Source organism: Miniimonas sp. S16 (assembly GCF_057748195.1).
Genome location: NZ_CM173242.1, coordinates 887,738 through 910,752, shown reverse-complemented (window position 1 = coordinate 910,752; position 23,015 = coordinate 887,738). Strand labels below are relative to the sequence as shown.

Below are 23,015 nucleotides of genomic sequence, written 5' to 3'. Positions count from 1 at the left end.
ATCACCGACGGCCACCTCCGGGTGGCCGTTCGTGTCTCTGCGTGCGGCAACCCCGCCCGGTCGACCTCCGCGCGACTCGTCGACCCCTCGACCGCCGCGCGTGCCCGTCCGGGTGTCAGGGGCCGGGCGCCCGGACACGCACCGAGCAGCGGTCTGCGGCGCGTAGCGTGACGGGCATGCGAGCCGCCGTCGTCACCGCCTTCTCACCCACCGATCCCGTCGCCGGCGTCGAGGTCGTCGACCTCGAGCCGGCCGAGCCCCCCGCGGGCTGGGTGCGCGTCCGCGTCGAGGCGGCCTCGCTCAACCACCACGACGTCTGGTCCGCCAAGGGCGTGGGCCTGCGCGCCGAGCAGCTCCCGATGGTGCTGGGCACGGACGCGACCGGCCTGCTCGACGACGGCACCCCGGTTCTCGTGCACGGCGTGATCTCCGACCCGGACTGGCGCGGCGACGAGACCCTGGACCCGCGCCGCTCGCTGCTCTCCGAGCGCCACCCGGGCACGCTCGCGCAGGAGGTCTGGGTGCCGGCGGGGAACGTCGTGCCGCGTCCGGACGAGCTCGGCCCGCAGGACGCCGCGTGCCTGCCCACGGCCTACCTCACCGCCTACCGCCTGCTGTTCACCGCAGCCGACCTGAGGCCGGGGCAGACAGTGCTGGTCCAGGGCGCGGGCGGTGGCGTGGCCACCGCGGCGGTGCTCCTCGCGCGGGCCGCCGGCCTGCGGGTGTGGGTGACCAGCCGCGACGAGGCGCGTGGCGCGCGCGCCGTCGCGCTCGGCGCCCACGCGGCGTTCGGCTCGGGGGAGCGGCTGCCGGAGCAGGTGGACGCCGTGGTCGAGACGGTCGGCGCGGCGACCTGGGCCCACTCGCTGCGCGCGCTGCGTCCTGGGGGAGTCATCGCCGTCGCCGGCGCCACCACGGGCGGCGACGCCGACGCGGACCTCAACCGGGTCTTCTTCCGCGGCCTGCGCGTGGTCGGGTCCACGATGGGCACGCGCACCGAGCTGACCCGCCTCGTCCAGCTCCTCGTGACCACGGGCGTGCGCCCGGTCGTCGACCGCGTGGTCGACCTCGACGGCGTCCCGGACGCCCTGCGCGACCTCGCCGACGGCCGGGGGTACGGGAAGATGGTCGTGCTGCCGGGCACCCAGCCCGCCTGATCCCGGAGGTCACCGTGCCCACCCAGAGCTGGATCGTGCCCGCCGCCCTCACCACCGAGATCGGCCCCGTGCCGCAGGTGCGCGTGCAGCTCGTGGGCGGAGCCGTCCGGGTGACCGGACGCGCCGAGCCGGGCGTGCACCTGGCGGTGAGCGACGTCGTCGGCTCACCCCTCGAGGTGACCGCGGACGACGCCGAGCTCACCGTCGTCACCACGAGCGCGGGCTGGGAGGGCTGGCTCAAGCGTCTCGGCAGCCACCGCAGCGCCGACGCCGCCCAGGTCACGCTCGCCGTCGGGCCCGGTGCGCGCGTGCGCATCGGCACGGTCGGCGCGAGCGTGGAGGTGAGCGACGTCGTCGCCGACGTGCAGCTCGCGAGCGCCTCCGGAGCCCTGACGGCCGCGCGCACCACCGGCTCGCTCACGGTGCGCTCGGTGTCGGGCGCCCTGACCGTGACCGAGCAGGACGGGCCGCTGCGCGCGCAGACCGTCTCGGGCGTCTGCGACCTCGCGGGCGACGTCGGCCGCGTCGATATCGCCTCGGTGAGCGGGCGCGTACACCTCGTCACGACGCGCGCGAGCAGCGCCGTCCGCGTGCAGACCGTCTCGGGCGACGTCGCCGTCGCGGTCCCGCCGGGCTCCGGCGTCGTGCTCACGGCGCGCACCGTGAGCGGCGCGGTGTCGCTCGACGGCGTGGACCGGCGCACCTCGACGCTTCCGCTCTCCGTGGTGGTGGACGAGCGGGGCGACGGCGACGCCGCGTTCGTCGAGATCGTCACCGTGACCGGCGCCGTGGCGGTGACCCGCGGCGACGGGATGCCCGACGAGGGTGCGACCGACGGTGCGACCGAGAACGGGTCGCGCGAGGCGTCGGACGGCAACGAACCGGACGCGACGTCGGGCGAGGTCACGCCCGACGAGCCGGGACCTGCCTCCGCCTGAGCGTCAGGCCGGCTCGGGCACGCCGAGCCAGGCGTGCCAGCCGTGGTGCAGCACGAGCCACGCGAGCAGCCCGTGCCCGGCCTGCGCGGGGTGGATGCCGTCGCCGGCGGCGAGGTCGGCGAGCCACTGCTCGTGCGCCGCGAGCGGGGCGTAGGTCTCGACGTATGGCACCCGGCGGCGGTCGCACACGTCGCCGAAGGCGGTGGAGAGCTCGGCCAGCGCGTCGGGATCGAGGTCCTGCCGCGGCGGAGGCCCGACGACGAGCGTGGGCAGGTGCACCGACGACGTCGCGTCGAGCACGTTCGCGAGGTTGAGCCGGCTGCGGGCGAGCGAGATCCCCGCGGTGAGGTCGTGCGCGCCGAGGCCGATGACGACGAAGCTGCGCTCGGGTGAGGTCACGCGCAGCGAGAGCTCGCGCTCCCAGCGGGCGCCGAGCGCGGTGGTCGTCTCGCCCGGCACCGGCAGCGTGATCGCCAGGACCGAGTCGGCCGGATCGGCGGTCTGGGACCGTGCGAGGACGCGACCGACCCAGCCGAGAGCGCGTGGATCGCCGAAGCCGGCCACGAGCTCGTCCCCGAGCACGACGACGCGGCGGGCGGTGCTGACGAGATCCGGCACGGTGGGACTCCCTGTCCAGGCGGTGCGGCACGCGGCGGGCGTGCGATGGCCGTCCCATCGTGCCACCGCGGGAGCACCGGGGAGTCACGGGTGACTACGCCGGGTCGTTCCAGGCGTGGTGCGAGCGCGGCGCCGGCCGGCTGCCGTACCCGTCGCGACTCACCTCACTGTGCAGCCCGACGGCGAGCAGCGCCACGAGCAGCGCGGTGAGCAGGAGCACGGGAGCAATGATCAGGGTCATGGCAGAGATCCTGCTCTCGCGCGAATCCTGCCACGAGTGGCGGAACGGACCACCTTCGATGGAAATCCGCCACGGTCGGTGGCGCAGTGTCGGGATGGCGCTTCACAAGGTCCGAGCGATCGTGCTGCCCGACGTCGCTCCCTTCGAGCTCGGCATCGCCGCCGAGGTGTTCGGCATCGACCGCCGCGACACGGGTGGGCCGGTGTTCGACTTCGCCGTCGTGACGCCGGAACCAGGACGCGTGCCGACCCGAGCCGGGTTCGACCTCGTGATCGAGCGCGGGCTCGAGGACGCGGCGGACGCCGACGTGCTCGTGGTGACCCCGCTGCGGGTCGACGGGGAGGCTCCGGAGGCGATGCTCGAGACCCTGCGTGCCGCGCACGAGCGCGGCGCGTGGGTGGTGAGTCTGTGCAGCGGCGCCTTCGCGCTCGCGCAGGCCGGGCTGCTGGACGGGCGCCGCGCGACGACGCACTGGATGCACGCCGCCGCGCTCGCGGAGCGCTACCCCGCCGTCACCGTCGACCCGGGCGTCCTGTACGTCCAGGAGGGGCGCCTCCTCACCTCCGCGGGCACGGCGGCGGGCATCGACGCGTGCCTGCACCTCGTGCGCACGGAGTTCGGCGCCGAGCAGGCGATGAACGTCGCGCGCCGGATGGTCGTGCCTCCGCACCGGGACGGCGGCCAGGCCCAGTTCGTCGACGCGCCGATGCCCGAGTGCGCGGACGACTCGCTCAGCGGCGTCCTGGACTGGGCCGCCGCCCACCCGCGAGAGGACCTGTCCGTGCGTGCGCTCGCCCACGCGGCGCTCACCTCGGAGCGCACGTTCGCGCGCCGGTTCCGCGCCGTGACCGGCACGACGCCGGCCGCCTGGGTCGCGCGCATGCGGCTCGCCCACGCGCAGCGCCTTCCGGAGAGCAGCGACCTCGCGATCGAGGAGGTCGCGCGCGAGGCCGGCTTCGGGGAGCCGGCCGTGCTGCGCCAGCACTTCTCCCGGACGCTCGGGACGTCGCCGCGCGCCTACCGCGAGCGTTTCCGCGCCGCCTGAGCAGCTCGGCGCGGCGAGGTTCACGACGGCGAGGCTCGCCGTCGCGACGACGGTCGCCCGGCGCCTCGCACGCCACGCCCGAGGACGACGAAGCGCCCGACGGCGAGCTCGCCGTCGGGCGCTTCGTGGTACTTCGTGGACCGGTGTGGTGCGGGCGCTCAGCGCCCGAACGCCTCCCGGACGATGGCCTCGGCCTCGGCCTTGCTGACCTTGGCCGAGCCCGTCGACGGAGCCGCGGAGGAGGGCCGCGAGACGCGACGCACGGGCACGCCGTCGAGCTTGCGCGCCGTGATCCCGGCGAGGTAGGGCCACGCGCCCTGGTTCGCCGGCTCGTCCTGCACCCAGAGCAGCTCGGCGCCCTCGTAGGGCGCGAGCGCCGCGCGGAACTCGCGCTCGGGCAGCGGGTAGAGCTGCTCGAGCCGCACGATGGCGGTGCGCTCGTCCGCACCGTGCTCGCCCTTGGTGCGGGCGGCCAGCAGGTCGTAGTAGACGCGGCCCGAGCACAGCAGCACGCGGTCGACGTTGCTCGGGTCCACCGTGTCGCCGATCACGCCCTGGAACGTGCCCGTGGTGAAGTCCTCGACGCCCGAGGTCGCCGCCCGCAGCCGGAGCAGCTGCTTGGGCGTGAAGACGACCAGGGGCGTGCGCGGGCGGTCGTACGCCTGGCGGCGCAGCAGGTGGAAGTAGTTCGCGGGCGTCGAGGGCTGCGCGACCGTCATGTTGTGCTCGGCGCACAGCTGCAGGAACCGCTCGATGCGGGCCGAGGAGTGGTCCGGGCCCTGGTGCTCGTAGCCGTGCGGCAGCAGCAGCACCACCGAGCTGCGCTGACCCCACTTCTGCTCCGAGGCCGAGATGAACTCGTCCACGATGGTCTGGGCGCCGTTGACGAAGTCGCCGAACTGGGCCTCCCAGAGGACCAGCGCGTCCGGCCGCTCCACGGAGTAGCCGTACTCGAAGCCGAGGGCGGCGAACTCCGAGAGCGAGGAGTCGTAGACCCAGAACTTGGCCTGGTCCTGCGAGAGATAGCTCAGCGGCGTCCACTCGGCACCCGAGCGGTGGTCGTGCAGCACGGCGTGGCGCTGGACGAACGTGCCCCGGCGCGAGTCCTGGCCCGCGAGCCGGACCGGCGTGCCCTCCAGGACCAGCGACCCGAACGCGATGAGCTCGCCGAAGCCCCAGTCGATGCCACCCTCGCGCGAGGCGACCGCGCGCCGCTCGAGCAGCTGGGCCAGCTTGGGGTGCACCGAGAAGCCCTCGGGCGGGGCGAGGTGGGCGTCGCCGATGCGGGCGAGCACGGACGCGGGCACCGCGGTCTGCCAGCCGACCATCGTCCCGGCGTCCTCGCGCTGGGACTCCGGGCGCTCGAGGCCGGAGTGGTGCTCGCCGGTGGTCCGAGCGTCGTCCTTCGTCTCGCGGAACGCCCGCTCGAGCTCGGCCTGGTAGTCGGCCAGCGCGTGCTCGGCCTCCTCGCTCGAGAGGTCCCCGCGACCGATCAGCGCCTGCGTGTACAGCGTGCGCACGCTCTGCTTGCCCTCGATGAGGGAGTACATGACGGGCTGCGTCATTGACGGGTCGTCGCCCTCGTTGTGCCCGCGACGGCGGTAGCAGACGACGTCGATCACGACGTCCTTGTGGAACTCCTCGCGGAAGTCGAACGCGAGCTGCGCCACCCGGGCCACGGCCTCGGGGTCGTCCCCGTTGACGTGGAAGACGGGGATCTGCAGGCCCTTGGCGACGTCCGTGGGGTACAGCGTCGAGCGCGAGCTCGACGCCCCGGTGGTGAAGCCGACCTGGTTGTTCACGATGACGTGCACGGTGCCGCCGGTGCGGTAGCCGCGCAGCTGGCTGAGGTTGAGCGTCTCCACGACGACGCCCTGGCCCGCGAAGGCCGAGTCGCCGTGGATGAGCACGGGGAGCCAGGAGAAGCCGTCGCCGCCGAGGTCGAGCCGGTCCTGCTTGGCCCGCACGATGCCCTCGAGCACGGCGTTGACGGCCTCGAGGTGGGAGGGGTTGGCCGCGAGGTAGACCTGTGCGGTCGAGCCGGACGGCGAGGTGTAGTGGCCGACGGTGCCGAGGTGGTACTTCACGTCGCCCGAGCCCTGGACGGTCTTGGGGTCGACGTTGCCCTCGAACTCGTTGAAGATCTGCGCGTAGGACTTCCCGGCGATGTTGGCGAGCACGTTGAGGCGGCCGCGGTGGGCCATCCCGATGCCGACGCCCTCGAGCCCCGAGTCGGCCGCGGACCCGATGAGCACGTCGAGGAGCGGGATCAGCGACTCCCCGCCCTCGAGGGAGAACCGCTTCTGGCCGACGTACTTGGTCTGCAGGAAGGTCTCGAACGCCTCGGCCTGGTTGAGCTTGTGGATGATCCGGCGCACCGTCTCCCGGGAGGGTTTGGTGTAGCCCGCCTCGAGCCGCTCCTGCAGCCAGCGGCGCTGCCGCGGGTCGTGCAGGTGCATGTACTCCGAGCCGACCGTGCGGCAGTAGGCGTCCCGCAGCCGGGACAGGATGTCGCGCAGCGTCGCCTGCGGCGTGCCGCCGAACCCGCCGGTGGGGAACGTGCGGTCCAGGTCCCACAGGCTCAGGGCGTGGTTGGCCACGTCGAGGTCGGGGTGGCGACGCTGGCGGTAGGCCAGCGGGTCGGTGTCGGCCATGAGGTGGCCGCGCGAGCGGTAGGAGTGGATGAGCTCGGCGATCCGTGCGGGCTTGCCGAGCGCCGTCGTGGGGTCCTCGACGATGTCGGTGCGCCAGCGCACCGGCTCGTACGGGATCCGCAGCGCCGCGAACACGCGGTCGTAGAAGCCGTCCTCGCCGATCAGCTTGGTGTGGATGATCCGCAGGAAGTCGCCGCTCTGGGCGCCCTGGATGATCCGGTGGTCGTACGTCGAGGTGATCGTGAGGACCTTGGAGATGCCGAGGTTGGCGAGCGTGTCCGGGGACGCGCCCTGGAACTCGGCGGGGTAGTCCATCGCGCCGACGCCGATGATCGTGCCCTGGCCCTGCATGAGGCGCGGCACCGAGTGCACCGTGCCGATCGTGCCGGGGTTGGTGAGCGAGATCGTGGTGCCGGCGAAGTCGTCGGCGGTGAGCTTGCCGCCCCGGGCGCGGCGCACGAGCGTCTCGTACGTGGCCCAGAACTCGCCGAAGTCCATGCCCTCGGCGCCCTTGATCGAGGGCACGAGGAGCTGGCGGGTGCCGTCCGGCTTGGCGAGGTCGATCGCCAGGCCGAGGTTGACGTGCTCGGGACGCTCGACGGCGGGCTTGCCGTTGACCTCGCGGTAACCCGCGTTCATCTCCGGCATCTCGGCGAGGGCCTCGACGACCGCGAAGCCGATGAGGTGGGTGAAGGACACCTTGCCGCCGCGGGTGCGGGCGAGGTGGTTGTTCACGACGATGCGGTTGTCCACGAGCAGCTTGGCCGGGATCGCGCGCACGCTCGTCGCGGTCGGGACGGACAGCGAGGTCTCCATGTTGACCACGACGCGAGCGGCCGGGCCCTTGAGGGGAGTCACGCCGGCGGCCTGGCCGGCCGTCTCGCGCTGCTCGGCCGTGAGCTCCGCGGCGTAGGCGGCCGTGGGCGGCTGCGGCACGGCCGGGGGGAGGTCGGCGCGCACGTGCGACTCGGTGGCGAGCTCGCCGCGCGGGTCGGTGTGCGGCGACGTGGCGCGCGCGGCAGGCGGCGCCGACTGGGCCGTCTTGGCCGCCTGTGCTGACGGCGCTGCCTGCTGCCTGGCGGGGCCCTCCGGGGCCTCGGGGCGCGGGGCGGGTGCCGGTGCGGCGGGTGCGGCCTTCGGGGGCGTCGCCGCCGCGCGGGCGGCCTGCCCGTTCGCGCTCGACCCGTTCGACGTCGGCGCGGGCCGTGCGGCCGGCGGGGCGGTGGGGGCCTCGGTCGCGGCGGGAGCCGCGCCGGGGGCGGCGGTTTGGCTGGGTGCGGCGGGCGCGCTCGACGGCGCGGGGCCGGCGGCGGCCGAGCCCCCCGTGGGCGTCGCACCGTTGCCCTGCGCCTCGAAGAAGGCTCGCCACTCACGGGTGACGGACGCCGGGTCCGCCTGCCACTCGAGTCGCATCTCGTCGATGAGCCACTCGTTCGCCCCGAACGTCTCCGTCAGGGAGGTGGACCTGGCACTGGTTTCCGACACGCTGCTCACTCCGTCGTCCTCGTCTGTCCGAGCGGTCCCAGCCTAGGCCCTTGTACCCAGGTCGGCGAACGGCGCGGCACCCCGAAATGGCCACTGATCAGCGCAAACGTCCCCACGCGGCCATCGGTTGCCCAAACCCCGATCATGTGGACGCCCGGGGGCGGCAAAGTCGCCGCGCCGCGGTACCGCAGCGCGGACGCGCCGCGGACGCCGCGCGGAGGCGAGCCGGCCGCCTCGGCCGGCGCTCGCCGTCGGGCCGCCGGGCGACGCACACCGTGCCAGAGGTGGGCCGACCGCCTCAGCCGGCGCTCGCCGTCGTGCCGCCGGAGGAGGGCCCACCCGTGCCCGGGCCGCCGGCTGGAAGGGTGAGGCGGAAGACCGCACCGGTGCGCACCCCGGCGGCGGCCGGCTCGACGGCCTCGAGGCGGCCGCCGTGCAGGTCTGCGGCCCAGCGGGCGATCGCGAGGCCGAGCCCGGTGCCGCCGCTGGTGGTGCCGTCGAGCGCCGGACCCGCGGTGCCGCGCTCGAACCGCTCGAAGATCCGGCTGCGCTCCTGGGCAGGGATGCCGGACCCGGCGTCGACGACGTCGAGCCGGACGTGCGTCGGGTCGGGCGCGCTGCCCACCACCCGGACCGTGCCGCCCGTGGGGGAGTGACGGCTCGCGTTCGACAGGAGGTTGAGCAGGATCTGGTGCAGACGCTCGGTGTCGACGCGGAACATGAGGTCGGACGGCACGTCGATGCGCCACTCCACCTCGCGGCCGTTGGCGCGTGCGGCGTGCGCGGCGGCGTCCACCACCTCCTCCACGACGTCGCGGACGGGGACGTCCTGCAGGTGCAGGCCCGCGGCCCCCGCCTCGAGCCGGGACAGGTCGAGCAGGTAGGTCACGAGTCTCGTGAGCCGCTCGGTCTGGGCGAGGGCGGACTCGAGGGCCTCGTGGTCGGGCTCGGTCACGCCGTCGACCATGTTCTCCAGCTGCGCCATGAGCGCGGCGATCGGCGTGCGCAGCTCGTGCGACACGTTGGCCACGATGGCGCGCTGCGCCTCGGCGAGGCTTGCGAGGTCGGCGGCCATGGCGTTGAACGCGTGCCCGAGCTGGCCCACCTCGTCGCGGCTGGTGGTGCGCACCCGGATCGAGTAGTCCCCGCCCGACATCGCGCGCGCGGCGGCCGTCATCTCGCGCAGGGGTGACGTCATCCCGCGCGCGAGGACCTGCGTGACGAGCAGGGCGAGCGCGATCGCGAACGGGAACGTCATGTACCAGCGCGCGTCGAGGTTGCGCCCGGTCCACACGATGATCGAGGAGACGGTGACCGAGGCCGCCACCAGCACGCCGAGCTTCATCCGGATGGTGCGCAGGCGGTCCAGGGGACGGACGTCGACGGCGTACCGCAGCGTCTCGGTCGGGGTCCGCCGCGCGTGCCGGGCACCCGCAGAGGTTGCGCGCACGGGGCCGCGCCGCTAGACGGTGGGCGGCTCGAGCGAGTACCCGACGCCGTGCACCGTGCGGATGAGGTCGGAGCCCAGCTTGCGGCGCAGCGCCTTGATGTGGGAGTCGACGGTGCGCGTGCCGCTCGCGTCGATCCAGTCCCACACCTCCTCGAGCAGCCGCTCGCGCGTGAGGACGGTGCGCGGGGACGAGGCGAGGCAGACGAGCAGGTCGAACTCGGTCGGCGTGAGGTGGGCCTCGTCGCCCGCGCGGCTCACCCGCCGCTGCGCACGATCGATGAAGAGGTCGCCGAGCTCGATCGGCGGAGGGCCCGACGGCGAGCTCACGTCCGCGACGGCGACGCGCGAGGTGCGCTCGTGGCGGCGCAGCAGCGCCTTGACCCGGGCGACGAGCTCGCGCATCGAGAACGGCTTGGTCATGTAGTCGTCGGCGCCGACACCGAGCCCGACGAGGAGGTCGGTCTCGTCGTCGCGCGCGGTGAGCATGAGGATCGGGATCGCACGCGCGTCGTCGGCCTGGATGCGCCGGCACACCTCGAGGCCGTCGAAGCCCGGCAGCATGACGTCGAGCACGATGACGTGCGGGGAGTAGCTGCGCGCGTTCTCGACGCCGGATGGCCCGTCGGTCGCGACCCGCACCTCCCAGCCCTCCGCGGCGAACCGCCGGGAGACCTGCGTCGCGATCTCGGGGGAGTCCTCCACGACGAGGACCCGGGTGGTGGGTTCGCCGCCCTGGCCGGCCGGGCCGACAGGGCCGGACACCGTCGCCCGCTGTGCACCAGAGGTCATGGCCCCAGGGTGCCACGATCCACAGGGCGTGTGACGGTGCTCGCACCGCGTGGCGGCGCTCGGACGGGTGCGTTACAGTTTCGTGATCTCGCCACCCCCTGTTCGGAACGCGTTCACGCGAGCCCGAATCCGGCGGGGCGGCCCCCACCCGAGACCTCGGAGGACGTGTGAGCGTGCTGTCGACCGACGCCACGGTGCCCGCTCCCGGCACCCGCCGCGCCCGACGACTCGCCGCTGTCGCCGCTCCGCACGCTCGTCACGCAGCACTGGCCGTCACCGTCGATGACGCGGTCACCGGTGCTCGGTTCGACGCCCAGGCCGTTCCGACCCGCCGCGAGCTGCGCGCCGCGCGGGAGCGCTCGTCACTCGAGGTCGACCGCGCCGCGATGCCGACAGGCGGCGTCTCGAGGCCGGTAGTTTCGACCCCGGTCGCGACCGTGTCGGCTCCCGAGGCTCCGTCCACTCCTGCTGCGACCGCCGCTCCGGTGACCGCCGCTCCGGTGACCGCCGCTCCGGTGACCGCCGCCGAGCTCGTCTCCGCGGCCCTCGCCCTCGCTCCGGTGACCCCCGCGCCGCTCACGCGCCGCGCGATGCGGGCGACCGCCGCGGCGTCGGCGCCGGCGTCCTCTGCGGGGGCTGTGCCGGCCGCTTCTCCCGTCGCCGTGCTGGCTCCGCCGGTGCAGCCGGTCGTGACCGCGACGGCGCCCGTCGAGACCGCTGCTCCCGCGGCGATCGCGGCTGCTGCCGTCGCGCCGGCCGAGTCGGTCGCGACGGCCGCGCCGGTCGAGGCGGCCGCCACGACGGCAGCACCCGTCCAGTCGCCGACCGCTGACGTGACCCACGACGTGGCGCGCCTCGCCGCCACCGCCGCCATGCCGGCGGCCCCCGACACGCCGACCGTCGCCGTGGAGGCCGCTGACGCCGTCGCCGCCGCGGAGATCGCTGACGCCGTCGCCGCCGTGGAGGCCGCCGACGCAGCGGGGGCCGGCGGCTGCCTCGACGCTGTCGCGTCGACGGTCGAGCCGGACGCCTCGGGCACCCAGGCCGAGCTCGCCTCGGTCGCCGTGACCCTCAGCCGCATCGCGATCGCCGCCACCGCGTTCAGCGCGTCGGTGCCACCGGCCGAGAGGTCGGTCGCCCAGCGTGACGACGACACCGTCGTGCTGCGCCGCATCCGTGCGCGCGAGCGGCGCGGCGGGCACCCGCCCGTGCCGCCCACGCCGCCCGTGCCGCCGACCCCGGCAAGCCCGGCGATGCCCTCGGTTCCGCAGGAGCCCGCGCGCGCCGGTCACCGGTTCACGCACTGGGCGCCCCGCGTCGCGGTGCTGACCGCCCTCGGCGCTGCCACGGTGCTCACGCCGTTCCTGTCGGCGCAGCAGCGGCAGGCGAACGAGGCCTCCGCCACCCCGCTGGCCGACGCGAGCGCCCTCGACACCCTCACCGCCACCCCCGCAGCCGCGGCGCAGGCCGCGACGGACGCCGGTGCGTCGAGCGCCGCCGGCAGCGAGGACACCGCCGCGCTGCTGGCCGCGGACCAGCTGGCGGAGGCGCGCAGCGAGATCACCGCCTCCCGGTCCGAGGAGCGTTCGACGCTCCCGACGTGCGGCGCGCCCGACGAGGCCGCCGCGAACGGCGCGCTCGCCGCGATGGACTCCAGCGAGTACCTCACGCTCTCGATGCCGGTCCAGGACGGGGTCTACCGTCTGACGTCCGCCTTCGGTCCGCGGTGGGGCTCGGAGCACCTCGGCCAGGACTTCGCGGCCCCGCTCGGCACGCCGATCCACGCGATCGCCGACGGCACCGTCATCTACGCCGGCGCCGGCAAGGAGGGCCGCTCGGGGATGCTCGTCATCATCGAGCACGAGATCGACGGCCAGAAGGTCGAGTCGTGGTACATCCACATGTACCCGGACGGCGTGTTCGTGAACGTCGGCGACAAGGTCAGCGTCGGCGACGTGATCGGCGAGGCCGGCAGCTACGGGAACTCGACGGGGCCGCACCTGCACCTCGAGATCCACGTCGGCGACACGTCGGACTCCGTCGCGAGCGCCGTCGACCCTCTGGCGTGGCTGCAGTCGCACGACGCGACGCCGATCACCACCTCGGGCGCCGTCTGCGCCTGACGCGCCGCGTTCGCCGGGGCCACCCGGACCACTCCTCGCCCGCCGGGGCCGCTTCGGCGTCGGAGCCTCGTGCCCGACGGCGCAGCTCACCTCACGCGGCGACCTCGCGCCCGCGGGGCGCCACCGTCGGCCCGTCACCTGAGCGACGGGCCGACGGTGGCGCTCACCGCAGCGACAGTCCCCAGCGCACGCTCGCCGTCGCGCCCGGTTCGAGCCGGACCAGGCGGTCCTCGCTGTTGAAGGCGTCCGCGATGCAGCTCATCGGCTCGGCGGCGAGGCCTGCGCGACGGTAGGGAACGGCGCCGATGTGGTCGCCGGAGCACACCTGCCAGGTGTCCATCGAGTCGTCCATCCAGACCGCCGCCGTGCGGCCGTCGTCACCGGTGAGCCGGATCCACGACAGCCCGTCGGCGTCCCGGGTGACGCCGACGAACGCGTCGTCGAGGTCCGTCGTGCCGTAGGCGCGCTCGGTGCGGAAGTCGAAGTCCGCCGGGAGGTCCTCGACGCCTGCCGGGAGCAGGCGCTCGTCCGGGCGGACCCACTGCGTCGCGTCGAGGCGAAGGCTCGCGGCGTTCAGGCCGCCCGGTCCCGGGTGCAGCCACGGGTGGAAGCCGATGCCGTAGGGCGCCGCCGTGGCGGAGGCGTTCGTCGCGTCGACCTCGATGACCAGGTCGGCGCCGTGCAGCGTGTACGTCGCGAGCATCTCCAGCTGCCACGGGTAGCCGCCGACGGGCACCGTGTCGACGGCGAGGACGAGCTGCGTCGTCGTGGCGTCCACGAGGGACCAGCGCACGTGCTGCACGAGGCCGTGCAGGGCGGTGGACCGCTCCACCTCGGTGATCGGGACCTGGTAGGTCTCGCCGTCCCACGTGTAGCGGCCGTGGTCGAGGCGGTTCGGCCACGGGGCGAGGATCGCGCCGTGACCTGCGGGGGAGAGGTCGGACTCCGGGTAGCTCACCACGACGTCGCGGCCGGCCACGGCGAACGAGCGCAGCGACGCCCCCACCTCGGTGACGACGGCCGTGGCGTTGGAGTCGGCGTCGTGCAGGACGAACTGGGATCCGGTGGGGGAGGGCATGACGGCAGCCTACTGAGTCGATCAGCCGTCCGCGCCGGCTCGGTGCCGCCGTGCCGGGCACTCCCCGGGTGGCCGCTGAGCGCGTCTCGACACCGTCCCGAGAAGGGTGCAGGGCCTCCAAAGCCGGGACGTCGTCCCAGGTCAGAGGCCCTGTGCGGAGTACACCCGACTGGATTCGAACCAGCGACCTTCTGCTCCGGAGGCAGACGCTCTATCCACTGAGCTACGGGTGCCTGTGCGCCTCGCCGACGGCGGGATGCGACACACGAGAGTACCAGTCCGGTGAGAGCGCCTGCGCATTTGTGTCTAGGGTGACCCGTGAGGAGGGGACCCTTGAGCGACCAGCACAGGACACCCGGCCGAGGCGCCGGCGCAGAGCCGTCCGACCCGTACGCGTACCTGCGTGCGGGCGAGGACGAGCTGTCCACCTCCTACCTGCCGCAGGACGACGACGCGTCCGAGGGCGGGGGCGCGGGCTCCTCGTCACCGTCGGTGCCGACGATTCCCGGCCCCGTTCCCGCCGTGCAGGTTCCGGCCGCGCCCACGCCGCCGCTGCCCGCGGAGCCCGACGTCCTCGTCGGGATGACGCGGCGCCAGCTGCGGGAGGCGCGCGCCGCGCGGGCCGCCGGCGGTGCGGTCGGTGCCGGCGCGGGAGCCTCCACCCGTGCGAGCGGGGTCGCGGTCGGCCCGTCCGCCGGCGGCGCGCCGCCGGGGGAGCCCGCGGCCTCGGCGCCGCCGTCCGGCTCGACACCACTAGCCCCCGACGGCGCGGCACCGGTCCTCGGTGCACCGACCGTGAGCGTGGGCACGGCGGGCGACGGGCACGCCCCGGGCGAGGCCCCCGTGTCGGGCGGCCGGCGTGAGCGGACGCGCTCGGGACAGGGCGCCGAGCCTGCGCGAGGTCGGAGCGCCCGGGGGGCGCTCGGGACGCGGACCCGGGCCCTCGTGGCCGCCGCGGTCGTCGCCGTCGTCGTGCTCATCGGTGTGGTGATCTGGTTCAACCGCTCGGACGACGGGACCGGTGCGACCGCCGGTCCGACGGCGTCGGGCGACGTCGGCACCGCCGCCACCGCGGGCGGGCCGCTGCTCGCCGCGCTACCCACCGAGGTCACCGGCGGAGAGTTCGGCTCCGACGGCCCCTCGGGCACCACGTTCACGCTCGGGGCCCCCGGGTACGTGACGAACCCGGTGCCGCCCGCGGGGTCGACCGAGTCCTACGTCGGCGTGTTCGCCGGCGCGGCCGTGCCGGTCACGCTGACCGCCTCCCGGTTCGGGACCTCCGAGGCGGCCGCCGCCGACGCCCAGGCGACGGCCGCGACGATCGGGACGGCCGTCGAGAGCGGCCCGGTCTTCCCCGACGACGAGGCGTCCGGCACCTACTGGATCTTCAACGAGGACGGCCTCGTCACGATCGTGTGGAACGACGAGGACCTCGGCTCCTACACGGTGGTGGCCGAGGACGCCGAGGCCGCGCTCGACTTCTACCACGGCCTCGACTTCTGACCCCGGGTGACGACGGTCCGGCGCAGGGGTCGTGTGCGACCGTGGCACTCCGGAGCACCCACCGGCCCGTTGACGAGGTCGGCCCACGACCGGCGACCGTCCGCGGTCGGCAGGCCGCCTCCCCGGCCACGTCGGCCGACGACGACGCACGACTTCCCCGCACCTCCCACGATCGGAGCGAGATGACCGCGAGCCTCACCGAGCCGGACGCGCGACCCGGACCCCTCGGCCTGCCGTGGCCCGCGACGGCGAGCCGCACCGCGGAGGGTGCGCTCGCCGTCGGCGGCGTGGGCGTGCACGACCTCGCGGCGCGCTTCGGCACACCGCTGTACGTCGTGGACGAGGCGGACATGCGCGCGCGGGCGCGCGCGTTCCGCGACGCGTTCACCGCGGCGTTCGCCGACGTCGGCGCGCACGCGGAGGTGTACTACGCGGGCAAGGCCTTCCTGTGCCGCGCCGTCGCGCGCTGGATGACCCAGGAGGGGCTGCGGATCGACACCGCCACGCTCGGCGAGCTGACCACGGCGCTGTCGGCCGGCGTGCCCGGGGCCCAGATCGGGCTGCACGGGAACAACAAGTCGGACGAGGAGATCGAGCTCGCGCTGCGTTCCGGCGTCGGGCGGATCGTGCTGGACTCCGAGCCGGAGGTGACCCGCGTGGCCGACGCGGCCGCGCGGCTGGGCGTGCGTGCGCCTGTGATGGTGCGCGTGACGACGGGGGTGCACGCCGGGGGGCACGAGTTCATCTCCACCGCGCACGAGGACCAGAAGTTCGGGCTCTCGCTGCACGCGCACGACGGCGAGACCTCCCCGGCCATGCGCGCCCTCCTCGCGGTGCTCGCGCGGGAGGAGCTGGACCTGGTCGGGCTGCACTCGCACATCGGCAGCCAGATCCTCGACGCGGCCGGGTTCGACGCGGCCGCCGGGGCCGTCATGGCGCTGCGCGCCGACCTCGCCGCGCGCACCGGCGTGCTCGTCGGCGAGGTCGACCTGGGGGGTGGGTTCGGCGTCGCCTACCTGCCCGGCGAGGTCGAGCTCGAGCCCGAGCGCATCGCGAAGGAGACCGCGGGCGCCGTCGTGCGCGCCGCGCAGGAGACCGGGACGAGCGTGCCGGACGTCTCCTTCGAGCCCGGGCGGTCCATCGCCGGGCCGGCGGGCCTCACCCTCTACACGGTGGGCACCGTCAAGGAGGTCGCGCTCCCGGCGTCGTCCCCGGACGGCGCGACGCGCCTGTACGTCTCGGTGGACGGCGGCATGAGCGACAACATCCGGACCGCGCTGTACGACGCGCGCTACCACACGGAGGTCGTCGGTCGGGCGAGCCGGGCGCCGGGCGTGCTGGCGCGGGTGGTCGGCAAGCACTGCGAGAGCGGCGACATCGTGGTGCACGACGTGCTCCTGCCGGGCGACGTGCGGGCGGGCGACCTGCTCGCCGTCGCGACGACGGGTGCCTACGGGCGCTCGATGGCGAGCCAGTACAACCTCGTGCCGCGGCCCGGCGTCGTGGCGGTGCGCGACGGCGTGGCGACGCCGATCGTGCGACGCGAGACGGTCGAGGACCTGCTCGCGCTCGACCTGGGGTGAGGAGGGTGGGCGCTCGCCGTCGGGAGCGTCCCACCTGCGGGCGCTCGTCGACCGACTGGCGCTCGCCGTCGGACCCTGGACACGGCCCGGGAGCACGGGCGCCGGAGGCTAGGGTGGGGGACCGACCTGTCCGCCGCCCGCACGGGCCCCCGCCAGCTCCAGGAGCGTGTCGTGTCCCTGCCTGCCCCGGCGTCTCCAGCGCCGTCCACCTCGGGTGCCTCGGCGGCGCCGTCCGCCGTCCGGGTGGCACTGCTCGGGTGCGGGACGGTCGGGACGCAGGTCGCTCGGGTGCTCGTGGAGCACGGCGAGGAGATCGGTGCCCGGGTGGGCGCCCCGGTCGAGCTCGTGGGCGTCGCGGTGCGCGACGCGGCGGCCGACCGCGACCCCGCCGTGCCGCGCGACCTGCTCACGAGCGACGCCGACGCGCTCGTGGCGCGTGCCGACGTCGTGGTCGAGCTCATCGGCGGCACCACCCGTGCACGCGAGCTCGTGCACGCGGCGATCCGGAACGGCGCGTCCGTCGTCACCGCGAACAAGGCGCTGCTCGCCGCGCACGGCCCCGAGCTGTACGAGGCGGCGGACGCGGCGGGCGTCGACATCCTCTACGAGGCCGCGGTGGCGGGCGCGGTACCCGTGGTGCGCGGCGTGCGCGAGTCGCTCGCGGGCGACCGCGTCCAGCGCGTGCTCGGCATCGTCAACGGCACGACGAACTACATCCTCGACCAGATGACGACCGGCGGACTGGACTTCGCGGACGCCCTGGCGCGTGCGCAGGAGCTCGGTTACGCCGAGGCCGACCCGACCGCCGACGTCGAGGGGTACGACGCCGCGGCCAAGGCGGCGATCCTCGCGTCGCTGGCGTTCCACACGCGCGTGTCGATGGACGACGTCGTGCGCGAGGGCATCACGTCGATCACCGCACGCGACATCGACACGGCGCGGCGGATGGGCGGCGTCATCAAGCTGCTCGCGATCGTCGAGCGGGTGGCCACGGCCGACGGCGAGGCCGTCGCGCTGCGCGTGCACCCGGCGGTCCTGCCCGCTGCGCATCCCCTCGCGGGCGTGGGCGGTGCGTTCAACGCCGTGGTGGTGGAGGCGGAGGCGGCGGGGCGGCTCATGTTCTACGGCGCCGGCGCCGGCGGCCGCCCGACGGCGAGCGCCGTGCTTGGCGACGTGGTCGCCGCGGCGCGGCACCGGGTGCAGGGCGGCCGCGCGCCCGCGGAGTCCGCGTACGCCGAGCTCCCGCTCGCGAGCCCCGACCACGTCCGCAGCCGGATGCAGATCACGCTCGAGGCGGAGGACCGCCCGGGCGTGCTCGCGCGCATCGCCTCGCTCGTCGCCGACAACGGCGTCTCCATCGAGTCCGTGCAGCAGAGCCCGTCGACGTCGGGCACGGCGGTCCTCGTCGTCGTGACGCACGACGCCGACGAGGCCTCGCTCGCCCGCACGGTGGCCGCGCTGCGCGAGGCGCACGAGCTCACCGAGATCCTCGCCGTGCACCGCGTCGAGCGTCCCTGAGTCCGGCTGACTCGCCTCTTCGACCTCCACGTCCCCGTCCGTTCACCTCGACCCGTCCCGACCGTCTCGACCCGTCTCGACCCCCGCGCCCCGCGCGGCCCAGCAGGAGGAAGACCCATGGCCCACCAGTGGCGCGGCATCATCGCCGAGTACGCCGACCACCTGCCGATCGAGCCGGGGGACCCGGTGGTCACGCTCGGCGAGGGGGGCACGCCGCTCGTCGAGGCGCCCGCGCTGTCGGAGCGCGTGGGCGGCCGGGTGTTCCTCAAGGTCGAGGGCGCGAACCCGACCGGGTCGTTCAAGGACCGCGGCATGACGGTCGCGGTCTCGAAGGTGCTCGCGACCGGGCCGGCCCTCGTGGTCTGCGCGTCGACCGGGAACACCTCGGCGAGCGCCGCGGCCTACGCCGCCCGCGCGGGCCTGGCCTGCGCCGTCGTGCTCCCCGCGGGGAAGATCGCGGCGGGCAAGCTGGCGCAGGCGATCGTGCACGGGGCGACGCTCGTCTCCCTCGAGGGGAACTTCGACGACGGGCTGCGCGTGGTGCGCGAGCTCGGCACGCGCCCCGACGTCGCGCTCGTGAACTCGGTCAACCCCTACCGCCTGCAGGGCCAGAAGACCGCGGCGTTCGAGATCGTCGACGCGCTCGGGGACGCCCCCACGATCCACGTGCTGCCGGTCGGGAACGCCGGGAACATCTCGGCGTACTGGATGGGCTACCGCGAGTACGCGGCCGAGGGACGCGCCACCCGCACCCCCGTGATGTGGGGTGTGCAGGCCGAGGGCGCCGCGCCGTTCGTGAAGGGCGAGCCGGTGGAGCACCCCGAGACGATCGCGACCGCCATCCGGATCGGCAACCCGGCGTCGTGGGCGCTCGCCGTCGCCGCACGGGACGACTCGGGCGGGCGGATCGACGCGGTGTCCGACGCGGAGATCCTCGACGCCCAGGCGTTCATCGCGAGCGAGGTCGGCGTCTTCGTGGAGCCCGCCTCGGCCGCCTCGGTGGCCGGCCTGCTGGCCCGTGCCGAGGCCGGTGACGTCCCCGCCGGCGCGACGATCGTGTGCACCGTGACGGGCAACGGGCTCAAGGACACCGCCACGGCGCTCGGCGACACCGTCATCTCGCCGGTCGTGGTCCCCCCGACGACGGCGGCCGTGGCCGACGTCCTCGGCCTCGGTTGAGGGCCGGCCGTGCGGATCGTCCGCGACGTCGTCCGGGTGCAGGTGCCCGCGACGAGCGCGAACCTGGGGCCGGGATTCGACGCGTTCGGGCTCGCGCTCGGTCTGCACGACGTGGTCGAGGTGCGCGCCACGACGGGCGCCACGCGCACGCACGTCGAGGGCGAGGGGGCAGGAACCGTGCCCGACGGCGAGGATCACCTCGTCGTCCAGGCCGTCCGGGCCGGGCTCGAGATCGCGCGGGCGCCGCAGGTCGGTCTCGACCTGCGCGCTCGGAACGCGATCCCGCACGGGCGGGGCCTGGGTTCCTCGGCAGCCGCGGTGGTCGCCGGGCTCGTTGCCGCGCGTGGGCTCATCTCGGAGCCCGAGGCGCTCGGCGACGCCACGGTGCTCGAGCTGGCGAGCGAGTGGGAGGGGCATCCCGACAACGCCGCCGCGGCGGTGCTCGGTGGGGCCACGCTCGCCTGGACACCTCAGGAGGGCGAGGTCGACGCGGTTCGGCTGGCGGTCGATCCGGCACTGACCGTGACGGCGCTCGTGCCGCAGACGTCGCTGGCCACGAAGGTGGCCCGTTCGGTGCTGCCGGCGACCGTGCCGCACGCCGACGCGGCGTTCACAGGGGCGCGGACCGCGCTGCTCGTGCTCGCCCTCTCGGGCCGAGCCGACCTCTTCCTCGAGGCGACGCGGGACCGGCTGCACCAGCAATACCGGGCCGACGTGCTGCCGGCGAGCACCGCGCTCCTCGGGCGACTGCGGGCCCTCGGGCTGCCCGCCGTCATCTCGGGTGCCGGTCCGACGGTGCTCGTGCTCGACGTCGTGCCCGCGGGCCTGCGCGCGTCGCTCGCGGGGGAGGGCTGGACGGCCCACGTGCTGGACGTGGACCAGATCGGGGCGCGGCTGCTCGACTGAGTCGTTCGGGGAGCGGCGGCGGGCTTGGCGGGTGGTGGGTTCGCCGGGTGGTCGGTCTGTTCGGATGTTCGGCGGTCAGCTCGCTCAGCCGTCGGCAGTCAGCTGTCCGCGGTGTCATCCTCCGCCGCGCCCGCGTTCGCCGCGCGAACCGCGGGCCATCCTTGAACGCCGCGCGTGGCCGTGTGTCCCCTCGTGGGACACGTCTTCGGCCCGTCGACCAGGCTGCCGGGCTCAGGCACGCGCTGCACCTTCCAGCCTTGCGGTACGGGCGTCTGCTCGGACTTGGCGAGGAGACAGCCCTCCGTTCTCCCACCCACGGCGCTGTCCTGCGCTTCTTCTCTGTGTCTCTTCTGCGTCGCTGTCGCGTCTCGGCACCCCGACGCGCCTCTCCGGAACTCTCATTCGGAGTCGTCGGCTGTCCCCAGTTTGCATCGGTGAACCTGTGTCCACAGGTCAAACTGGGGGGTGTACTTCTGCTACTAAAGACGTATGATAGGTACACACGTTCGATTTGCGTGGGGTTGGCTGACGAGGGGGTGAGCGGGGTGGCGGCAGAGCCGGTTGGTGCTGGTCGTGGGCCGCGCCGGTCGCCCGCGCGGGCGTCCGCGCGGGCGTCGATGTCGATGTCGATGTCGATGGTCGTGGCGCCGGACGGTGGGCGGCCCACCGCAGTGTCGGCGTCGTCGCTCGTGCCGAGGCTGGCGAGTGCGCCTCGGCCCTCTCTCGCGCCGGAGTCGTCCGAAGTCCGGCGTGCCTCGGGTGTTCCGCAGACGCTCCCGCAGTCGTCGGTGGTGTCTGCGTCGCTGGTGTCGCCGTCGTCTGCGCTGCCGTTGCCCGCGTCGTCGGCGTTCGGTGCCGCGTCGGGTGCGCCGGGTGTGTCGGGGTTGTCTGAGTGTGTGTCGCGGTTGCGGGTGGTGGTGGGTGAGGTCGTCGCCGCGGCTGGTGTGGCGCGTGCGGCTGCGGCGGCTGATCCGGGTGTCGGCGCTGCAGCGGTGGGTGCGGCGGCTGTGGAGGTTCTCGGGGTGCTGGATGAGGTCGCCACGGTCCTGGGGGTGGCGCGGGCTGAGGTGGCGGGGGTGGTGCGGTCCTCGGGGTCGTGGCGGCGGACTCCGGCGGGTCGTCGGGTGGGGGACTTCACGCGGTGGCGGGCGGAGGCCTCCCGTCAGGGTGTGGGGGTGGCTCGGGGTGAGGAGCAGGCCGGGGAGATTCTGGAGCTGCTGCCCAGGTTGCGGGACGCCGCGGGGCGGGGTGAGGTGACCGACGGGCATATCCAGGTCGTTGCGACCGTCCTGGCCGGGGTCGACCCTTCGACGCGGGAGCGCCTTGCGGGGCGTGAGGTGGAGATCGTGGCCCGGGCCAAGAGTGTGGCGGTGCCGGTGCTGCGGCGGGAGCTGCAGGGTCAGGCCGCCGCCCTGGAAGCGGAGAAGACCGACGCGTCCTACGAGGCGGCGCGCAAGGCGCGGTTCCTCCGCCTGACCGCGCGGGGTGAGGTCGTGCGGGTGGAGGGGGCGTTGGATGTGTTGTCGGCGGCGACGCTGCGCACCGCGCTGGACGCCGTGACCCCGGTGCCGGCGGACGGGGATGAGCGCAACCCGGATCAGCGTCGCGCGGACGCCCTGGTCCTGCTCGCCGACCGTGCCCTGGGCGTCGGGGTGGACAGGGCCGGCGCGCAGGTCCGACCCCACCTGAGCATCCTGGTCCGCCAGGACACCTGGCTCCTCCTGCACCACCTGCGCCGCACCTACTCCTGCGCGGCAGACGGCGATGCTGCCGCAGCGGCATCACGGTCGGATGCCTTCGGCCGCTCCGGCGGTCCTGGCGCGACGACTGGCTCGGCGGGGTCGCGGTCGGCAGGGTCGGCGGGGTCGGGGTTGTCGGTGGCCTACGAGCGGTCGGGGCTCGAACGTGAGCCGGTGTTGGCAGAGCTGATGGACGGGACCCTCGTGCCGTTCGCGGCGTTGGATGTGGTGGCGTGTGACGCGATGTGGCAGCGCGTCGTCCTCGACGCCGAGGGTGAACCACTGGACGTGGGGCGCACGCAGCGCACCTACACGGGGGATCTGCGTCGTGCGGTGCTGGTGCGGGACAGGCACTGCCAGTGGCCCGGATGCGTCTTGCGGGCGGCGTGGTGCGAGGTGCACCACGTGATCGAGTGGAACCAGGGTGGTGACACGAGCCTGGTGAACGCGGTGACGCTGTGTCGCGAGCATCACCACCGCCTCCACCGCGAGCACACCACCATCACCAAGGTCCGGGGCGGGTTCACCTTCACCACCACCGACGGACGGACGATCGGCACCACCACCCGCCTGGACGACGAGCTCCTCGTCCCCAAACGCCGACCCACCGGCGTGGGGAGAACTCCGCCCACCAACGGACCCGGCCACGACGGACGAGGCGGCGGCGGGTCCAGCGGTGGTGACGATCCCGGTGGCAGACGAGGCGGTGGCAGCGGGTCCAGCGGAGGTGACGCACGAGGTGGCGCAACTCCTGGCGGAGCCCTGTCCAGCGACGGACCCGGCGGCGGTGGCGCGGCTCCTGGCGGAGGACTGTCCGGGGGCGACAGCCCCGGCGACGACGGATCCAACGCAGGCGCGGCTCCCGGCGCAGCCCTGCCCGGTGGCGAGCGGGGCGGAAGTCTGCGCGACGGCGAGCGAGGTGGAGGAACTCCCGATGCATCGCCGAGCGGGCCGGCCGCCTTGTGGTGAGTGCGAGATCGACCGCATCGATGAGTGCGGCGGGGGCGAC

General features: G+C 74.6%; 16 protein-coding genes and 1 tRNA gene. 10 read left to right on the top strand and 7 right to left on the bottom strand.

What is annotated here, in order from left to right; all coding sequences use genetic code 11:
* Positions 1–176: 176 nt before the first annotated feature.
* A complete protein-coding gene (locus tag AC3AQ1_RS04060; RefSeq protein ID WP_108719969.1) occupies positions 177–1,157 on the top strand; it encodes a zinc-binding dehydrogenase in 981 nt (326 codons plus the stop codon).
* A gap of 14 nt (positions 1,158–1,171) precedes the next feature.
* Positions 1,172–2,095 (top strand): DUF4097 family beta strand repeat-containing protein, encoded by a 924-nt coding sequence (locus tag AC3AQ1_RS04055; protein ID WP_108717918.1) that lies wholly within the window; start codon positions 1,172–1,174, stop codon positions 2,093–2,095.
* A gap of 3 nt (positions 2,096–2,098) precedes the next feature.
* On the opposite strand, the gene AC3AQ1_RS04050 is transcribed toward AC3AQ1_RS04055, so the two are convergent.
* Together AC3AQ1_RS04050 and AC3AQ1_RS04045 are read right to left on the bottom strand one after the other, a co-directional pair.
* Entirely contained in the window at positions 2,099–2,713 is a 615-nt protein-coding gene (locus tag AC3AQ1_RS04050) for a GDSL-type esterase/lipase family protein (RefSeq protein ID WP_108717917.1), read from the bottom strand.
* Positions 2,714–2,807: 94 nt separating this feature from the next.
* Positions 2,808–2,954: a hypothetical protein gene (locus AC3AQ1_RS04045; RefSeq protein WP_159096369.1), complete on the bottom strand. Its 147-nt coding sequence runs from the start codon at positions 2,952–2,954 to the stop codon at positions 2,808–2,810.
* Between the two features lie 94 nt (positions 2,955–3,048).
* On the opposite strand from AC3AQ1_RS04045, the gene AC3AQ1_RS04040 reads away from it, so the two are divergent.
* The gene (locus AC3AQ1_RS04040; protein WP_108717916.1) at positions 3,049–3,999 is read left to right on the top strand and encodes a GlxA family transcriptional regulator; all 951 of its coding nucleotides are present in this window, start codon (positions 3,049–3,051) and stop codon (positions 3,997–3,999) included.
* Positions 4,000–4,157: 158 nt separating this feature from the next.
* Here the strand turns inward: AC3AQ1_RS04040 and AC3AQ1_RS04035 are convergent, their stop codons facing one another.
* The 3 genes from AC3AQ1_RS04035 to AC3AQ1_RS04025 all read right to left on the bottom strand — a co-directional run bounded on the left by AC3AQ1_RS04035 (position 4,158) and on the right by AC3AQ1_RS04025 (position 10,377).
* Positions 4,158–8,147 (bottom strand): multifunctional oxoglutarate decarboxylase/oxoglutarate dehydrogenase thiamine pyrophosphate-binding subunit/dihydrolipoyllysine-residue succinyltransferase subunit, encoded by a 3,990-nt coding sequence (locus tag AC3AQ1_RS04035; protein ID WP_370445325.1) that lies wholly within the window; start codon positions 8,145–8,147, stop codon positions 4,158–4,160.
* A gap of 289 nt (positions 8,148–8,436) precedes the next feature.
* Positions 8,437–9,588: a HAMP domain-containing sensor histidine kinase gene (locus tag AC3AQ1_RS04030; RefSeq protein WP_234417751.1), complete on the bottom strand. Its 1,152-nt coding sequence runs from the start codon at positions 9,586–9,588 to the stop codon at positions 8,437–8,439.
* Between the two features lie 12 nt (positions 9,589–9,600).
* Positions 9,601–10,377 (bottom strand): response regulator transcription factor, encoded by a 777-nt coding sequence (locus AC3AQ1_RS04025; RefSeq protein ID WP_108717915.1) that lies wholly within the window; start codon positions 10,375–10,377, stop codon positions 9,601–9,603.
* Between the two features lie 173 nt (positions 10,378–10,550).
* Between AC3AQ1_RS04025 and AC3AQ1_RS04020 the strand changes: the two genes are divergently transcribed.
* On the top strand, positions 10,551–12,500 hold the full coding sequence (locus AC3AQ1_RS04020) for a M23 family metallopeptidase (protein ID WP_159096368.1): 1,950 nt from the start codon (positions 10,551–10,553) through the stop codon (positions 12,498–12,500).
* Between the two features lie 163 nt (positions 12,501–12,663).
* Here AC3AQ1_RS04020 and AC3AQ1_RS04015 read toward each other — a convergent pair whose 3' ends face one another.
* Positions 12,664–13,578 carry an aldose 1-epimerase family protein gene (locus AC3AQ1_RS04015; protein ID WP_108717913.1) on the bottom strand — a complete coding sequence of 305 codons (915 nt, stop codon included), beginning with the start codon at positions 13,576–13,578 and terminating at the stop codon, positions 12,664–12,666.
* Between the two features lie 160 nt (positions 13,579–13,738).
* Positions 13,739–13,811, bottom strand: a tRNA-Arg gene (locus AC3AQ1_RS04010).
* 100 nt (positions 13,812–13,911) lie between these two features.
* On the opposite strand from AC3AQ1_RS04010, the gene AC3AQ1_RS04005 reads away from it, so the two are divergent.
* The 6 genes from AC3AQ1_RS04005 to AC3AQ1_RS03980 all read left to right on the top strand — a co-directional run bounded on the left by AC3AQ1_RS04005 (position 13,912) and on the right by AC3AQ1_RS03980 (position 22,975).
* Positions 13,912–15,081, top strand: a complete 1,170-nt coding sequence (locus AC3AQ1_RS04005; protein WP_139986388.1) for a hypothetical protein — start codon at positions 13,912–13,914, stop codon at positions 15,079–15,081.
* A gap of 182 nt (positions 15,082–15,263) precedes the next feature.
* Positions 15,264–16,664: a diaminopimelate decarboxylase gene (gene lysA, locus AC3AQ1_RS04000; RefSeq protein WP_108719966.1), complete on the top strand. Its 1,401-nt coding sequence runs from the start codon at positions 15,264–15,266 to the stop codon at positions 16,662–16,664.
* 177 nt (positions 16,665–16,841) lie between these two features.
* Positions 16,842–18,182 carry a homoserine dehydrogenase gene (locus AC3AQ1_RS03995; RefSeq protein ID WP_108719965.1) on the top strand — a complete coding sequence of 447 codons (1,341 nt, stop codon included), beginning with the start codon at positions 16,842–16,844 and terminating at the stop codon, positions 18,180–18,182.
* 117 nt (positions 18,183–18,299) lie between these two features.
* The gene (gene thrC / locus AC3AQ1_RS03990) at positions 18,300–19,361 is read left to right on the top strand and encodes a threonine synthase (RefSeq protein ID WP_108717910.1); all 1,062 of its coding nucleotides are present in this window, start codon (positions 18,300–18,302) and stop codon (positions 19,359–19,361) included.
* Positions 19,362–19,370: 9 nt separating this feature from the next.
* Positions 19,371–20,267: a homoserine kinase gene (gene thrB / locus AC3AQ1_RS03985; protein ID WP_108717909.1), complete on the top strand. Its 897-nt coding sequence runs from the start codon at positions 19,371–19,373 to the stop codon at positions 20,265–20,267.
* Between the two features lie 1,175 nt (positions 20,268–21,442).
* The gene (locus tag AC3AQ1_RS03980) at positions 21,443–22,975 is read left to right on the top strand and encodes an HNH endonuclease (RefSeq protein WP_370445324.1); all 1,533 of its coding nucleotides are present in this window, start codon (positions 21,443–21,445) and stop codon (positions 22,973–22,975) included.
* Positions 22,976–23,015 lie beyond the last annotated feature (40 nt).

Bases quoted from the DNA above. Each gene is read 5' to 3' on its own strand.
- AC3AQ1_RS04060 (WP_108719969.1), top strand. From the start codon at position 177: ATGCGAGCCGCCGTCGTCACCGCCTTCTCACCCACCGATCCCGTCGCC.
- AC3AQ1_RS04045 (WP_159096369.1), bottom strand. From the start codon at position 2,954: ATGACCCTGATCATTGCTCCCGTGCTCCTGCTCACCGCGCTGCTCGTG.
- AC3AQ1_RS04040 (WP_108717916.1), top strand. From the start codon at position 3,049: ATGGCGCTTCACAAGGTCCGAGCGATCGTGCTGCCCGACGTCGCTCCC.
- AC3AQ1_RS04025 (WP_108717915.1), bottom strand. From the start codon at position 10,377: ATGACCTCTGGTGCACAGCGGGCGACGGTGTCCGGCCCTGTCGGCCCG.
- AC3AQ1_RS04015 (WP_108717913.1), bottom strand. From the start codon at position 13,578: ATGCCCTCCCCCACCGGATCCCAGTTCGTCCTGCACGACGCCGACTCC.
- lysA (WP_108719966.1), top strand. From the start codon at position 15,264: ATGACCGCGAGCCTCACCGAGCCGGACGCGCGACCCGGACCCCTCGGC.
- thrC (WP_108717910.1), top strand. From the start codon at position 18,300: ATGGCCCACCAGTGGCGCGGCATCATCGCCGAGTACGCCGACCACCTG.